Source organism: Pseudomonas sp. H3_C08, from assembly GCF_054669455.1.
Genome location: NZ_CP162803.1, coordinates 4,895,812 through 4,909,948, shown reverse-complemented (window position 1 = coordinate 4,909,948; position 14,137 = coordinate 4,895,812). Strand labels below are relative to the sequence as shown.

Genomic DNA, 14,137 nt, shown 5'->3' with positions numbered 1-14,137 from the left:
GTGCATTCCAATCTGAACCTCTCCTACTGATTCCCCTCCGCTGAAATCCCCGGCTGAAATGACTGGGTGCATTCCGGCAAGGACGACGGCTGCGCCGTGCGTGAAAAAATTCTGCCGACACATAAACTGTAACAATTGATCCGGATAGTGCGCTGGGTTAGGTGCTGGGGTGATGAAACTGTTACAGGATTGCTTCAAGGCAAACCCGCTAAACAGGGCAGCTTAATACTCTTCAGGAATTAATCGACGCGTTGTTGTGGGGAGCACCAGAGCGTGCAAACACGGGCGTTAAATTCCTAAAGGGTATTAGAAAAGAAGGCATCCATTCTTTTCAGATTCATGACGAACTCATGAATCTGCATGGACCAAAAAACCGCTGATTAGACTATGGTCGTAGACACACAAAGTTACGATTGACTTGTGGGTCACGCTCTGGCGCTAATCGCTAACCTTTGGAACCCGGGCATCGATCCGGGCCAGGTCAACAAGAATTAGAAACGAGAGGAGCTTAACAATGAATAAGTCCACCTTGGCCGTGGCTGTGGCCTTTGGGGTATTGGCGCAGCAGGCAGGTGCCGCGGGTTTCATCGAAGACAGCAAGGCTTCTATCAGTTCCCGCACCATGTATTTCAACAACGACAACCGTGATGGCGGCGCAGATCAGCGAGAAGCCGCGCAGGGCTTCAAGTTTGATTACCTGTCCGGTTTCACTCAAGGCACGGTCGGTTTTGGTCTTGATGTGCAGGCGCTCAGCGGCATTCACCTGGATGGTGGCCGTGGGCACCACCCAGACAATAACTCGTTCAGCCCAAGTGACTCCGACGGTTCAGCAACGCAGTCCTGGAGCCGCGTAGCGGGCAACGTGAAGGCACGTCTGTCCAAGACCGAAGCTCACCTGGGTGGCGCTCTGCAACCTAGCTTGCCGATTCTGGTTGCGAACGATAGCCGTCTGCTGCCTCAAACCTTCGAGGGTGGCACGATCACCTCCAAGGAAATCGACAACGTTACTTTCAATGCTGGTCAGCTCGAGCACGCTGTGGGTCGCGCCTCGACAAACAGCACCGGCCTCGCTGTGGCCGGTGGTACGCAGGACAGCAACCAGTTCCGCTATGCCGGTGCTGACTGGAAGGTCACCAAAGACCTGACCCTGCAGTACTACCATTCGAACCTGCAGGATTATTACAAGCAGAACTTCTTTGGTCTGATACACGTGCTTCCGATCGGCACCAACCAGTCGTTCAAGACGGACATCCGCTATTTCGACAGCAGCTCCGATGGCAAGAACGGGGACGCAGGCTACCGCTTCAATAACAACGGTGGTTATGCCAAGAACCCGGGCGAGGTCGATAACAAGACCTGGAGCGCCATGTTCACTTACACCTTGGGTGGCAACGCCTTCTTGCTTGGCCATCAACGTGTCAACGATGACGGTGGCTTCGTCTACCTGAACCAAGGCAACGTGGTCGATGGCAACGGTCGCCCTGAAGGTGCCGGTGGCGCCAGTTTCTATCTGTTCACCGACTCCATGATCAACGGTTTCGTTCGTGCCGGTGAAAATACCACCTTCGGTCAGTACTCCTATGACTTCGCAGGCCTGGGTGTACCTGGCCTCAAAGCCTCGATCGCTTATCTGCATGGTGACAACATCAAGGCAACGAATGGCACCGGCAGCGATATGTCCGAGTGGGAACGGGACATGCGTATCGACTACACCATTCAACAGGGTGCTCTCAAAGGTTTTGGTGTGACACTGCGCAATGGTGTTTACCGCGGCAGCGAAATCAATATTGCCGATCAGGACCAGACCCGCCTGATCTTCAACTACACCTACAGCTTCTTGTAACAAGTCCTGAAAAAAAACCTTGCCCCTCGGCAAGGTTTTTTTTGCGCATTTTTCTATATTCCAAAATATAAGTCTAATGGCGATTTTTATTCTTTTTATGTTCTTCGGCGAAGGCCTAAAGTAGACCCGTGCGGCGTTCAAAATACGCTGCGGTGTTTTGGCATTTTTGTCCCTCGACAATCTGCAGGGTTCAGGAATCGGTGTTGAAGCCGATACCTCCAGTCTGCGCTGCCTATATATATGCCTCGACGCTCTGAAAAAGAGTGAAACAATTCTTTTAAGGACTATGCCGGGGTATCCTTTCGCGGCTTTGACCGGGGGTAGATGGTCCGTCGCGATCAAGCGTTGAGGATTTCGGGCAATAGATCCGGAACCGACAGTAAAAAAAGCAAAAAAATTAGAAACGAGAGGAGCGATACATGAACAAGTCCACCTTGGCCCTGGCTGTGGCCGTAGGGGTTATGGCGCAGCAGGCAGGCGCCGCTGGTTTCATCGAAGACAGCAAAGCTACTTTGGGGCTGCGTAACTTCTACATCAACAACGATAACCGTGACTCCGGCACAAAAGCGGCTGGCGCTCAGAAGAAGAACGAAGAATGGGGCCAAGGCTTCGATCTGCGCTTCATCTCTGGTTACACCCAAGGCACTGTAGGTTTCGGTATCGACGCCATTGGTCTGCTGGGTGTGCGTCTCGATTCGGGTGGTGGCACCAACGGTATCGGTAACTACGGCGGCACCGTTTTCCCAAGCGAACACAATGGTGACGCTGTCGACAGCTTCTCCAGTCTGGGTCTGACTGCCAAAGCCAAGATCTCTCAGACCGAACTGAAGTTGGGCACCCTGCAGCCGAAACTGCCAGTGATCGTGACCAACGACGGTCGTCTGTTGCCGCAAACGTGGCAGGGTGGACAGATTACCTCTGGCGAAATCAAGGATCTGACTCTGGTTGGCGGTCAGATCGAAGCCGTGAAGGGACGTAACTCCAGCAACAACGAAAACATGTCCATTGGTGGTGCAACCGCACGTATTACCAACAGCAACAAGTTCATCTACGGTGGTGGTGACTACAAAATCACCAAGGACCTGACTGCTCAGTACTACTACGGCAACCTAGAAGATTTCTACAAGCAGCACTTCCTTGGGCTTGTCCACAACTGGGCAATTGGCCCTGGCGTGTTGAAATCTGACTTCCGTTACTTCAACAGCTCGGATGATGGTGCTAACTCCAACACTCCGGCTTACTACAGCAATGGTAACTACACCGGTCAGACAAGCGGTAAAGGTAAGGTCGACAACAATCTGTACAGCGGCCTGTTCTTGTATACCGTTGCCGGTCACACCTTCGGTGGCGGCTATCAGGTTTCCAACGGTAGCAGCGACTTCCCTTGGCTGAACCAAGGTGACGGTTCGTCGAACTACACCATCACTGACATGCAAATCCAGAAGTTCGGCCGTGCCGGCGAGCGCACCTGGCAAGCACGCTACTCGTATGACTTCGCTAAAGTCGGCGTGCCGGGCTTGACTGCCGGTATGGTTTACCTGCGTGGCGACAACATCGACACTGTGGGTAAAAACGGCCTTGAAAACGGCAATGGCCGTTCCGAGTGGGAACGCGACCTGACCATCGGTTACGTCGTACCGGAAGGCCCGCTGAAAAACGTTGGCGTGATGTGGAAAAACGCCATGTGGCGCAACGACATCCCAGGTCAGCGCGACCAGGATGAAAACCGCCTGATCGTCAGCTACTCGATCCCGCTGCTGTAATAGCGCGCCTCGATTCGCTGATGTAAAAAAGCCCCGTCCGGCATCGCGCCGGACGGGGCTTTTGCGTTTTCGAGTCAGGCTCACCCCCGTAAGCCATCCCCGAAACTTCCCTCTTTAAAGCAACTCAAGGCCTTCTCGAACCTTGCGACCGATGGTCGTCGGGATGCCTGCCAGCGTCCAGTGAACAGATATTTAATATTCAATAATGATCTAGATATCTAGTTATTTATTCTTTTTAACGATGGCAAATCCCGGGCTACAGTTGAGGTCTCGAACAACTCATCAGGAGCAGCACCATGAGCCTCAGACTCGGCGACATCGCCCCCGATTTCGAACAGGATTCCAGCGCCGGCAAGATTCGTTTCCACGAATGGCTGGGCGATAGCTGGGGCGTGCTGTTCTCCCACCCGGCGGACTTCACTCCGGTGTGCACCACTGAGCTGGGCTTCACCGCCAAGCTCAAGGATGAGTTCAGCAAACGCGGCGTCAAAGCCATCGCGCTGTCGGTCGACCCGGTGGATTCGCACCACAAGTGGATCGAAGACATCAACGAAACCCAGAACACTGTCGTCAACTTTCCGATCCTGGCGGACGCCGATCGCAAGGTCTCGGATCTGTATGACCTGATCCACCCGAACGCCAACGACACGCTGACCGTGCGCTCGCTGTTCGTGATCGATCCGAACAAGAAGATTCGTTTGACCATCACCTACCCGGCGAGCACCGGGCGCAACTTCCACGAGATTCTTCGGGTGATCGATTCGCTGCAGCTCACCGACAACTACAAGGTGGCTACGCCGGCCAACTGGCAGGACGGTGAAGAGGTCGTGATCGTGCCGTCGCTCAAGGATGAGGACGAGATCAAGCAGCGCTTTCCGAAGGGCTATCGCGCGGTGAAGCCGTACCTGCGCCTGACGCCGCAGCCGAATAAGTGATCTCACCGGGCAGATCGTTCCCACGTCGAGGCGTCGAACCGTCCGCGTGGGAATGCCGCCCGTGACGCTCTGCGTCACAGTGGACGCGGAGTCCATGGATTCATTCCCACGCGGAGCGTGGGAACGATCAGTGGTTGCTACTAAGCAGGGGATTTCAGGCCGTTTCGACGGCCTTTTTTTCGCCCGAAACAAAGCGAATCGCATATCTCCAAAATGCATAACCAAATGAATAAATATGATTTATGGATATATAAATCAGCTGGTAAGGTCACTCCCATCGAAGCGAGATCGCAACCCGCGAATCGCCTGAAACGCTTAAGGAATTGTCTCAATGCTGGTCGTCTCACTCGGTGGCAGTCCCAGCCTGCGCTCCCGTTCCGGGGTGCTGCTGGAACGCTCGCAACGCTGGTTGCAGGCGCAAGGGGTTGAAGTGGTGAGTTATCAGGTGCGGGACTTCCCGGCTGAAGATTTGCTTCACGCCCGCTTCGACAGCCCGAAGGTGCTCGACCTGCTGCAACAGATCGAAAACGCCGACGGCCTGTTGATCGCCACGCCGGTGTACAAGGCTTCGTTTTCCGGCGCGTTGAAGACGTTGCTGGATCTGCTCCCGGAGCGCGCCCTGAACCACAAGATTGTTTTGCCAATGGCCACCGGCGGCAGCATCGCCCACATGCTGGTGGTCGATTACGCGCTCAAGCCTGTGTTGTCCGCGCTGAAAGCCCAGGAAATGCTCCAAGGGATTTTCGCCGAGGACAGCCAGATCGCTTACGGCGAAGGCAGTGCCGCAGCACAACTGGCACCGGCGCTGGAGCAGCGACTGCATGAAGCGCTGGATCAGTTTGTCGGCGCCATGGCCCGCCGGCCGAAACCGCTGGAACCGGGCCTGTTGAACGAACGTTTGTTGAGTGCTCGCTGGAGCATTTAAGCCACACCCGCATTTGATGTAACTCACCTTACTTCGCCGCTAACGGTCAAGCAGGTGCAGCCAAAACCCAACAGCAAAAAGGAGAGCGCTATGCGCACTGTATTTTTGCGTCGTGGTCTGGTCGCTCTGTTTGCTGCGGCTGTCACCTTCGGCGCCATCACTCAAGCTCAAGCCGAGACTCTTCGGATCGGTTATCAGAAGTACGGCACGCTGGTGCTGCTCAAGGCCAAGGGCACTCTGGAAAAACGTCTGGCCGCCCAAGGCGTCGACGTGCAATGGACTGAATTCCCCGGCGGCCCGCAACTGCTGGAAGGCCTGAACGTCGGCTCGATCGACTTCGGTGTCACCGGCGAAACCCCGCCCGTCTTCGCTCAGGCGGCCGGCGCCGATCTGCTTTACGTTGCCTACGAACCGCCAGCGCCGAACAGCGAAGCGATCCTTGTGCCGAAAGACTCGCCGATCAAATCGGTGGCGGATCTCAAGGGCAAGAAGGTCGCACTGAACAAAGGCTCCAACGTCCACTACCTGCTGGTGCGTGCACTGGAAGACGCCGGCCTCAAATACACCGATATTCAAACCGTCTTCCTGCCGCCCGCCGATGCCCGCGCCGCGTTCGAACGTGGCAGTGTCGACGCCTGGGTCATCTGGGATCCGTACCAGGCTGCTGCTGAAAAACAGCTGCAAGCGCACACCCTGCGCGACGGTAAAGGCATCGTCGACAACCACCAGTTTTACCTCGCGACCAAGCCTTACGCCGAGAAAAATCCTCAGGTGATCAAGACCCTCGTCGAGGAAGTGCGCGCAGTCGGCGAGTGGTCCAAAGCCAACCCTGAAGACGTGACCCAACAGGTTGCGCCACTGCTCGGTCTGCCGGCGGACATCACCCTGACCTCGGTGAAACGCCAGGGCTACGGCGCACTGTTCCTGACCCCGGAAGTGGTCGCCGCGCAGCAGAAAATCGCCGACACGTTCTTCCAGCTCAAGCTGATTCCCAAGCCATTGAGCATCAAGGATGTGATCTGGACACCACCGGCCGCTGTGGCTAAAGCGCAGTAATTCGAATTCCTAAGGAGACCACTCCATGAGCCTCAATATCTTCTGGTTCCTGCCTACCCACGGCGACGGCCATTACCTTGGCACCGCCGAAGGCGCTCGCGCCGTCGACCACGGTTATCTGCAACAGGTCGCGCAAGCGGCGGATCGTCTGGGATTCGGCGGTGTGCTGATTCCTACCGGCCGTTCTTGCGAAGACTCATGGCTGGTGGCAGCGTCGCTGATCCCGGTGACCCAGCGCCTGAAATTCCTCGTGGCTCTGCGCCCCGGGATCATTTCCCCGACGGTCGCGGCGCGACAGGCTGCGACCCTTGATCGCCTGTCCGGCGGCCGTGCGCTGTTCAATCTGGTCACCGGCGGTGACCCGGAAGAATTGGCCGGCGACGGTCTGTTCCTCAGCCACGAAGAACGCTATCAGGCTTCGGTGGAATTCACCCGCATCTGGCGTCGTGTGCTGGAAGGCGAAACCGTCGATTACGACGGTCAGCACATCAGCGTGAAAGGCGCGAAGTTGCTCTATCCGCCGATCCAGCAACCGCGTCCGCCGCTGTACTTCGGTGGTTCTTCGGAAGCGGCGCAGGATCTGGCTGCAGAACAAGTGGAAATGGTCTTGACCTGGGGCGAGCCGCCCGCAGCGGTTGCGGAGAAGATCGAACAGGTGCGCGCCAAAGCCGCCAAGCTCGGCCGCACCGTGCGCTTCGGCATTCGTCTGCATGTGATCGTCCGTGAAACCAACGCTGAAGCCTGGCAAGCGGCGGATCGGCTGATCTCGCACCTGGACGACGACACCATCGCTCGTGCTCAGGCTTCGCTGGCGCGGTTCGATTCGGTCGGCCAGCAACGCATGGCCGCCCTGCACGGCGGCAGTCGCGACAACCTCGAAGTCAGCCCTAACCTCTGGGCCGGCGTCGGTCTGGTGCGTGGTGGTGCCGGTACGGCGCTGGTCGGCGATGGCCCGACCGTGGCCGCGCGCGTGAAGGAATACGCCGATCTGGGCATCGACACCTTTATCTTCTCCGGTTATCCACACCTCGAAGAGTCGTACCGCGTCGCTGAACTGCTGTTCCCGCATCTCGACATCGAGCGCCCGGAACTGCCGAAAAGCGCCGGTTATGTCAGCCCGTTCGGCGAGATGGTCGCCAACGACATTCTTCCCAAAGCCGCGTCGCAGAGCTGAGGCGCGCCATGAAGAAAATCATCCACAGCCTCGCGCCCTGGGCGTTGCCGGTGTTGTTGCTAGCGGTGTGGCAGTTGTCGGTGTCGGCGGGTTGGTTGTCGACACGGATTCTGCCGGCACCGGTGGCGGTGATCGAGGCCGGCGTGAGCCTGGTGCGCAGCGGCGAGATCTGGACGCACCTGGCCATCAGTGGCTGGCGTGCAGCCCTCGGTTTCACCATCGGCGGCAGCATCGGTCTGGTCCTGGGCTTTATCACCGGTCTGTCGAAGTGGGGCGAACGCCTGCTCGACAGTTCGGTGCAGATGATCCGCAACGTGCCGCACCTGGCGCTGATTCCGCTGGTGATCCTGTGGTTCGGCATCGACGAGTCGGCGAAGATTTTTCTGGTGGCGCTGGGCACGTTGTTCCCGATCTACCTCAACACTTATCACGGCATCCGCAACGTCGACCCGGCACTGGTGGAGATGGCGCGCAGTTATGGCCTGAGCGGTTTCAGCCTGTTCTGGCAGGTGATTCTGCCGGGTGCGCTGCCTTCGATTCTGGTCGGTGTGCGTTTCGCCCTGGGCTTTATGTGGCTGACGCTGATCGTCGCCGAAACCATTTCCGCCAGCTCGGGCATCGGCTATCTGGCGATGAATGCTCGCGAGTTCTTGCAGACCGACGTGGTGGTGCTGGCGATCCTGCTTTACGCGGTGCTCGGCAAACTCGCTGACCTTTCGGCCCGTGGACTTGAACGTGTGTGGTTGCGCTGGCACCCGGCGTATCAGGTTGCCAAAGGAGGTGCGGCATGACCGCTCAACAACCTCCACGCCTGCTGCGCGGGATTCCGCTGGCAGTGCGCAACCTGCAGAAAACCTTCGGCGCGCGGCAGGTGCTGCGTGACATCGATCTGCACATTCCGGCGGGGCAGTTTGTCGCCGTGGTTGGGCGTAGCGGTTGCGGCAAAAGTACCTTGCTGCGCTTGCTCGCCGGGCTCGATCAACCGACTGGCGGCGACTTGCTCGCCGGTTCTGCGCCGCTCAGCGATGCGCGGGAAGACACCCGATTGATGTTCCAGGAAGCACGTCTGCTGCCATGGAAAAAGATCATCGACAACGTCGGTCTCGGCCTCAAGGGCAACTGGCGCCCGCAAGCATTGGAAGCGCTGGAAGCGGTAGGGCTGGCGGATCGCGCCAATGAGTGGCCGGCGGCGTTATCTGGCGGACAGAAGCAGCGGGTTGCACTGGCGCGGGCGCTGATCCACCAACCGCGTCTGTTACTGCTCGACGAACCGCTCGGCGCACTCGACGCACTGACCCGCATTGAAATGCAGCAACTGATCGAACGTCTCTGGCAGCAACACGGCTTCACCGTGCTGCTGGTGACTCATGACGTCAGCGAAGCGGTGGCGATTGCCGACCGGGTGATTCTGATTGAGGACGGCGAAGTCGGTCTTGATCTGCATGTGGAACTGCCGCGACCGCGAGTGCGTGGTTCGCACCGACTGGCGGCGCTGGAAACCGAAGTGCTTAACCGTGTTCTCTCCCTGCCCGGCGAACCGCCGGCGCCGGAACCTGTTTCACCACTGCCTACGCAACTGCGTTGGGCTCAATAACTCAAGCAAACGACAGGAATCATTGCCATGACTATCAAAGCCATCAACGTCCGCAACCAGTTCAAAGGCTCGATCAAGGAAATCGTCCTCGGTGACGTGCTGTCGGAAATCGACGTGCAGACCGCTTCCGGCATTGTCACTTCGGTGATCACCACCCGCTCGGTCAAGGAGTTGGAACTGGTGGTCGGCAGCGAAGTGATCGCCTTTGTGAAATCCACCGAGGTGTCGATCGCCAAGCTGTAAGTCGGTGAGTAAAAAACAACCCCGGAGAGCGTGAGCCGTTCGGGGTTTTTTGTGCCTGATCTGAAAACTGCGGTGCGGCCTTCGCGAGCAAGCTCGCTCCCACAGGTTCGGTGTTGCCCACAGATGTTGTATTCACTACAAATCACTGTGGGAGCGAGCTTGCTCGCGAAAGGGCCAGTCAGAGCACTAGAGATCTTTTGGGTAGATACGGCGGCAGATACAGGCCGATATAGGCATCAAACACGCGCATGCCTTCCTCGGCCATGCGCGGCGTGATCTGCCCATGCTGCTGCACCGAACGCGCATATACCCGATCACCCAACTCCATCGCCAGGGCGAACACATCGACATCCTTCGGCAGCCTAGGCAATTCGAAGTGATGATCGAACAGCTTGTGCATCAGGTCGCCCAGTTCAATATCGTGCTGACGGTCAGCCTGAGTGACTTCGGTCAGACCATGCTGGGCAAGGATCAACTGCCGTGCCGCCGCGTCTTCATCGTAGATCTCCAGCATCCGTTGCTCAACCAGCCGCGACAGATCGCGCCAGTCGCGCAAGGCGTCATGATCAATCGGCGCTTGCAGGCAGGCGCGAAACGCGGCGTGCACATCTGCCGTCAGTGCCTCAAGCAACGCCGGGACGCTGGCGAAGAAGTGGTACACGGAGGAGGGCGGAATCTGCGCGCGCTCGGCGACGCTGTAGATCGACAGACTCGCCACGCCCTCGGCAGCCAGCAGCGTGCGCGCGGCGTCGAGTATCGAATCGATGCGCGCCTGACTGCGGGCACGGGGTTTGCGGACGGGGGCGGGTCGCGTCATGGAAGTCTCCTGCGGGGCAGCGGGCATTGTACGAGCCGGCTTGTGTGTTGTCTTGTCGGCCGCTTTCGTCGGAGCGCCGCCCGGAGCAAGCTCGCTCCCACAGGGGATCTCCTGTGTACACACAACCCATGTTCACTGAAGATCTCTGTGGGAGCGAGCTTGCTCGCGAACCGCCGCAGGCGGCCATTCACCCCCACCCTTGGGATCTGAGTCCGGACATAAAAAAACGCCGCCGGCTGCAAGAGCCGACGGCGTTCTGTTTGGCGCTACAACCGCTTACACGGTATGCAGATACCAGTTGTACTCAAGGTCGGAGATGGAGTGTTCGAACTCCTCCAGCTCGCTTTCCTTGCAGGCGACGAAAATATCGATGTATTTCGGATCGATGTACTTGGCCATCACCTCGCTGTCGTCCAGCTCACGCAGGGCATCGCGCAAGTTGTTCGGCAGGCTTTGCTCGTTCTGCTCGTAGCTGTTGCCTTCGACTGGCGCGCCTGGCTCGATCTTGTTGGTCAGACCATGATGCACGCCGGCCAGTACCGAAGCCATCAACAGGTACGGGTTGGCGTCGGCACCGGCCACGCGGTGTTCGATACGCACGGCATCGGCAGAGCCGGTCGGTACGCGAATCGCCACGGTGCGGTTGTCCAGACCCCAGCACGGCGAGTTCGGCACGTAGAACTGTGCGCCGAAACGACGGTAGGAGTTGACGTTCGGGCAGAGGAACGCCATCTGCGCGGGCAGGGTCTCGAGCACACCGCCGATCGCGTGACGCAGCGCGGCGTTCTGCTCGGGATCCTCGCTGGCAAAAATGTTTTTGCCTTCTTTATCCAGAATCGAGATGTGTACGTGCAGACCATTACCTGCCTGGCCCGGATACGGCTTGGCCATGAAGGTGGTGTCCATTTCATGGTCGTAGGCGATGTTTTTGATCAGACGCTTGAGCAGAACCGCGTAGTCGCAAGCCTTGATCGGGTCGGCAACGTGGTGCAGGTTCACTTCGAACTGCGCCGGGGCACTTTCCTTGACGATGGCGTCGGCCGGAATGCCTTGCTCTTTGGCGCCTTCCAGAATGTCCTGGAGGCAGTCAACGTATTCGTCGAGGTCGTCGATCAGGTAGACCTGCGTCGAGTGCGGGCGTTTGCCGGAGATCGGCGAGCGTGGCGGCTGAGGACGGCCGTTCACGTTTTCCTGGTCGATCAGGTAGAACTCGAGTTCAAATGCGGCGCAAATGGTCAGGCCCAGTTCGTCAAACTTTGCAACAACTTGACGGAGCACTTCGCGCGGATCGGCGAAGAACGGGTCGCCTTCGAGTTCGTGCATGGTCATCAACAGTTGCGCAGTCGGGCGCTTCTGCCATGGCTCGTTGCACAGGGTATCGGGGATTGGATAGCAGATACGATCGGCGTCGCCGATGTCCAGGCCCAGGCCGGTGCTTTCCACCGTTGAACCGTTGATATCCAGAGCAAATAGAGAGGCCGGCAGGTTGATGCCTTTCTCGTAAACCTTGTGGAGGCTGGTGCGTTCAATGCGCTTGCCGCGCACCACACCATTCATATCCGCAATCAGAAGGTCAACGTACAGAACCTCAGGATGTTCCTTAAGGAACGCGTTCGCTTCGTTAAGCTGAACGGCACGCGGGGGTACCGACATGATGCAACACCTTTGTTGTTAAAAATATCAATCATTGATCTTTTCTGGTTTCAGTCAACCCGAACGGCCTGCCGAAGTCAAGCGAGGCCTTTTTTGCCCTAAAAAAGCGCTGTGAGGGCATTTATGGGGCATTTTTGGGCAGTTTTTTGTCCTGAGGAAGCTTGCCACCCGCGGGCTTGAGCAGGCCGTGTTGTATTTTTTACGGGGGTGTTGTGTAAAAAAATGAACAAGGCTAAGCTCCGATCAAACCCATAACAGCAATAATACCGGGGTGCTTCATGTCTCGCCTGCCGTTAATCGGCATCACCGACTGCTCGCAACAGTCCGGTCTGCATGCTCATCACATCAGTGGCGAAAAATCCGTCCGTAGCGCAGCCAGCATGGCTGAACCGTTGCCGACGATGTTCCCGTCCATGGTCGCTCAAGCGCAAGCGTCCGATATTCTGGACGTACGGGACAGCATCCTGTTTATGGCGTCCCCTTCCAATATAGATCGCTTTCACTCCCAAAGCCTGTGTCGCGTGCCCAGCCGTGCTCATGATTCTGCACGCCTCGTCTGTGCACAGGAAATGCAACGCCAGCGTAAAGGGCAGGTAAGCTCCTCTTTCATTGTCTATGCGCGGTGCCAGGCGTAAGCCGGTACTGCGCGAGCAAGCCCCCTTTAACGCGACGCTCAAAGCGTCAAACTTTGCCTGACATCCTGTCAGGAGACTCAGCCCAGAGGCATTTATGAGTAACAACCTCGACCAGCTCACCGATTGGTTGAAAGACCACAAGATCACAGAAGTCGAATGCATGATCGCCGACTTGACCGGTATCACCCGGGGCAAGATCTCGCCGACCAACAAGTTCATCGCCGAAAAAGGCATGCGCCTGCCAGAAAGCGTGCTGTTGCAGACCGTGACCGGCGACTACGTCGAAGACGACATCTATTACGAACTGCTCGACCCGGCCGACATCGACATGATCTGCCGCCCCGACCAGAACGCCGTGTACCTGGTGCCGTGGGCCATCGAGCCGACCGCCCAGGTAATTCACGACACCTACGACAAGCAGGGCAACCCGATCGAGCTGTCGCCGCGCAACGTCCTCAAGAAAGTTCTCAAGCTCTATGCCGACAAGGGCTGGCAGCCGATCGTCGCGCCGGAAATGGAGTTCTACCTGACCAAGCGCAGCGACGATCCTGATTATCCGTTGCAGCCGCCGATTGGCCGTTCGGGCCGTCCGGAAATCGGTCGTCAGTCGTTCTCCATTGAAGCGGCGAACGAATTCGATCCGCTGTTCGAAGACGTCTACGACTGGTGCGAACTGCAGGAGCTGGACCTCGACACGCTGATCCACGAAGACGGCACGGCGCAGATGGAAATCAACTTCCGTCACGGTGACGCACTGTCGCTGGCCGACCAGATTCTGGTGTTCAAGCGCACCATGCGTGAAGCAGCACTCAAGCACGACGTGGCCGCGACTTTCATGGCCAAGCCAATGACCGGCGAGCCGGGCAGCGCGATGCATTTGCACCAGAGCATCATCGACATCGAAACCGGCAAGAACGTCTTCTCCAATGAAGACGGGACCATGAGCCAGTTGTTCCTGCATCACATCGGTGGTTTGCAGAAACTGATTCCTGAGTTGTTGCCGCTGTTCGCGCCGAACGTCAACTCGTTCCGCCGCTTCCTGCCGGATACCTCGGCACCGGTGAACGTGGAGTGGGGCGAAGAGAACCGCACCGTGGGCCTGCGCGTACCCGATGCCGGCCCGCAGAACCGCCGTGTGGAAAACCGCTTGCCGGGCGCCGACGCCAACCCGTACCTGGCGATTGCCGCGAGCCTGCTCTGCGGCTACATCGGCATGATCGAAGGCCTGAACCCGAGCGCGCCGGTGGTGGGCCGTGGTTATGAGCGCCGCAACCTGCGCCTGCCACTGACCATCGAAGACGCACTGGAACGTATGGAAAACAGCGCGACCATCGAGAAGTACCTGGGCAAAACCTTCATCACTGGCTACGTCGCGGTAAAACGGGCCGAGCATGAAAACTTCAAGCGCGTGATCAGTTCCTGGGAGCGTGAGTACCTGCTCTTCGCCGTCTGATACGCCGGGCGCGGCTGGCAGCAGCCGCGCCTTCACCGATAACAAG

General features: G+C 58.0%; 13 protein-coding genes. 11 read left to right on the top strand and 2 right to left on the bottom strand.

The features are described from left to right. Nucleotides 1-514: 514 nt before the first annotated feature. From AB4N74_RS22460 to AB4N74_RS22420, 9 genes are all read left to right on the top strand, one after another. A complete protein-coding gene (locus AB4N74_RS22460) occupies nt 515-1,843 on the top strand; it encodes an OprD family porin (RefSeq protein ID WP_093429767.1) in 1,329 nt (442 codons plus the stop codon). Nucleotides 1,844-2,262: 419 nt separating this feature from the next. Beyond that, on the top strand, nt 2,263-3,606 hold the full coding sequence (locus tag AB4N74_RS22455; protein ID WP_320336177.1) for an OprD family porin: 1,344 nt from the start codon (nt 2,263-2,265) through the stop codon (nt 3,604-3,606). A 296-nt stretch (nt 3,607-3,902) separates the two neighbouring features. Continuing rightward, complete coding sequence (locus tag AB4N74_RS22450) at nt 3,903-4,541, top strand: peroxiredoxin (protein ID WP_095125823.1); 639 nt, start codon at nt 3,903-3,905, stop codon at nt 4,539-4,541. Nucleotides 4,542-4,872: 331 nt separating this feature from the next. Continuing rightward, entirely contained in the window at nt 4,873-5,466 is a 594-nt protein-coding gene (ssuE, locus tag AB4N74_RS22445) for an NADPH-dependent FMN reductase (RefSeq protein ID WP_007913832.1), read from the top strand. 90 nt (nt 5,467-5,556) lie between these two features. Beyond that, nucleotides 5,557-6,522 carry a sulfonate ABC transporter substrate-binding protein gene (locus AB4N74_RS22440; protein ID WP_034151972.1) on the top strand — a complete coding sequence of 322 codons (966 nt, stop codon included), beginning with the start codon at nt 5,557-5,559 and terminating at the stop codon, nt 6,520-6,522. A gap of 25 nt (nt 6,523-6,547) precedes the next feature. Continuing rightward, entirely contained in the window at nt 6,548-7,696 is a 1,149-nt protein-coding gene (ssuD, locus tag AB4N74_RS22435) for an FMNH2-dependent alkanesulfonate monooxygenase (RefSeq protein WP_007939251.1), read from the top strand. Nucleotides 7,697-7,704: 8 nt separating this feature from the next. After that, nucleotides 7,705-8,487 (top strand): aliphatic sulfonate ABC transporter permease SsuC, encoded by a 783-nt coding sequence (gene ssuC, locus AB4N74_RS22430; protein ID WP_257356571.1) that lies wholly within the window; start codon nt 7,705-7,707, stop codon nt 8,485-8,487. Continuing rightward, nucleotides 8,484-9,290, top strand: a complete 807-nt coding sequence (gene ssuB / locus AB4N74_RS22425) for an aliphatic sulfonates ABC transporter ATP-binding protein (RefSeq protein ID WP_460097266.1) — start codon at nt 8,484-8,486, stop codon at nt 9,288-9,290. Before ssuC ends, ssuB begins: the two co-directional genes overlap by 4 nt. Nucleotides 9,291-9,317: 27 nt before the next feature. Then, nucleotides 9,318-9,533: a TOBE domain-containing protein gene (locus AB4N74_RS22420; RefSeq protein ID WP_003229256.1), complete on the top strand. Its 216-nt coding sequence runs from the start codon at nt 9,318-9,320 to the stop codon at nt 9,531-9,533. Between the two features lie 178 nt (nt 9,534-9,711). Here AB4N74_RS22420 and AB4N74_RS22415 read toward each other — a convergent pair whose 3' ends face one another. After that, on the bottom strand, nt 9,712-10,350 hold the full coding sequence (locus tag AB4N74_RS22415; RefSeq protein ID WP_116254288.1) for a TetR/AcrR family transcriptional regulator: 639 nt from the start codon (nt 10,348-10,350) through the stop codon (nt 9,712-9,714). Between the two features lie 276 nt (nt 10,351-10,626). Then, nucleotides 10,627-12,003 (bottom strand): glutamine synthetase family protein, encoded by a 1,377-nt coding sequence (locus tag AB4N74_RS22410; protein WP_038358985.1) that lies wholly within the window; start codon nt 12,001-12,003, stop codon nt 10,627-10,629. Nucleotides 12,004-12,281: 278 nt separating this feature from the next. Here AB4N74_RS22410 and AB4N74_RS22405 point away from each other — a divergent pair, with 278 nt between their 5' ends. Continuing rightward, entirely contained in the window at nt 12,282-12,638 is a 357-nt protein-coding gene (locus AB4N74_RS22405) for a gamma-glutamyl-gamma-aminobutyrate hydrolase family protein (RefSeq protein WP_139213374.1), read from the top strand. A 94-nt stretch (nt 12,639-12,732) separates the two neighbouring features. After that, a complete protein-coding gene (locus AB4N74_RS22400; RefSeq protein ID WP_099757459.1) occupies nt 12,733-14,091 on the top strand; it encodes a glutamine synthetase family protein in 1,359 nt (452 codons plus the stop codon). The last annotated feature ends 46 nt before the right edge of the window (nt 14,092-14,137 follow it).

Bases quoted from the DNA above. Each gene is read 5' to 3' on its own strand.
- ssuB (WP_460097266.1), top strand. From the start codon at position 8,484: ATGACCGCTCAACAACCTCCACGCCTGCTGCGCGGGATTCCGCTGGCA.
- ssuC (WP_257356571.1), top strand. From the start codon at position 7,705: ATGAAGAAAATCATCCACAGCCTCGCGCCCTGGGCGTTGCCGGTGTTG.
- AB4N74_RS22405 (WP_139213374.1), top strand. From the start codon at position 12,282: ATGTCTCGCCTGCCGTTAATCGGCATCACCGACTGCTCGCAACAGTCC.
- ssuE (WP_007913832.1), top strand. From the start codon at position 4,873: ATGCTGGTCGTCTCACTCGGTGGCAGTCCCAGCCTGCGCTCCCGTTCC.
- AB4N74_RS22440 (WP_034151972.1), top strand. From the start codon at position 5,557: ATGCGCACTGTATTTTTGCGTCGTGGTCTGGTCGCTCTGTTTGCTGCG.
- AB4N74_RS22415 (WP_116254288.1), bottom strand. From the start codon at position 10,350: ATGACGCGACCCGCCCCCGTCCGCAAACCCCGTGCCCGCAGTCAGGCG.
- AB4N74_RS22455 (WP_320336177.1), top strand. From the start codon at position 2,263: ATGAACAAGTCCACCTTGGCCCTGGCTGTGGCCGTAGGGGTTATGGCG.
- AB4N74_RS22460 (WP_093429767.1), top strand. From the start codon at position 515: ATGAATAAGTCCACCTTGGCCGTGGCTGTGGCCTTTGGGGTATTGGCG.
- AB4N74_RS22410 (WP_038358985.1), bottom strand. From the start codon at position 12,003: ATGTCGGTACCCCCGCGTGCCGTTCAGCTTAACGAAGCGAACGCGTTC.
- AB4N74_RS22420 (WP_003229256.1), top strand. From the start codon at position 9,318: ATGACTATCAAAGCCATCAACGTCCGCAACCAGTTCAAAGGCTCGATC.
- AB4N74_RS22450 (WP_095125823.1), top strand. From the start codon at position 3,903: ATGAGCCTCAGACTCGGCGACATCGCCCCCGATTTCGAACAGGATTCC.
- AB4N74_RS22400 (WP_099757459.1), top strand. From the start codon at position 12,733: ATGAGTAACAACCTCGACCAGCTCACCGATTGGTTGAAAGACCACAAG.
- ssuD (WP_007939251.1), top strand. From the start codon at position 6,548: ATGAGCCTCAATATCTTCTGGTTCCTGCCTACCCACGGCGACGGCCAT.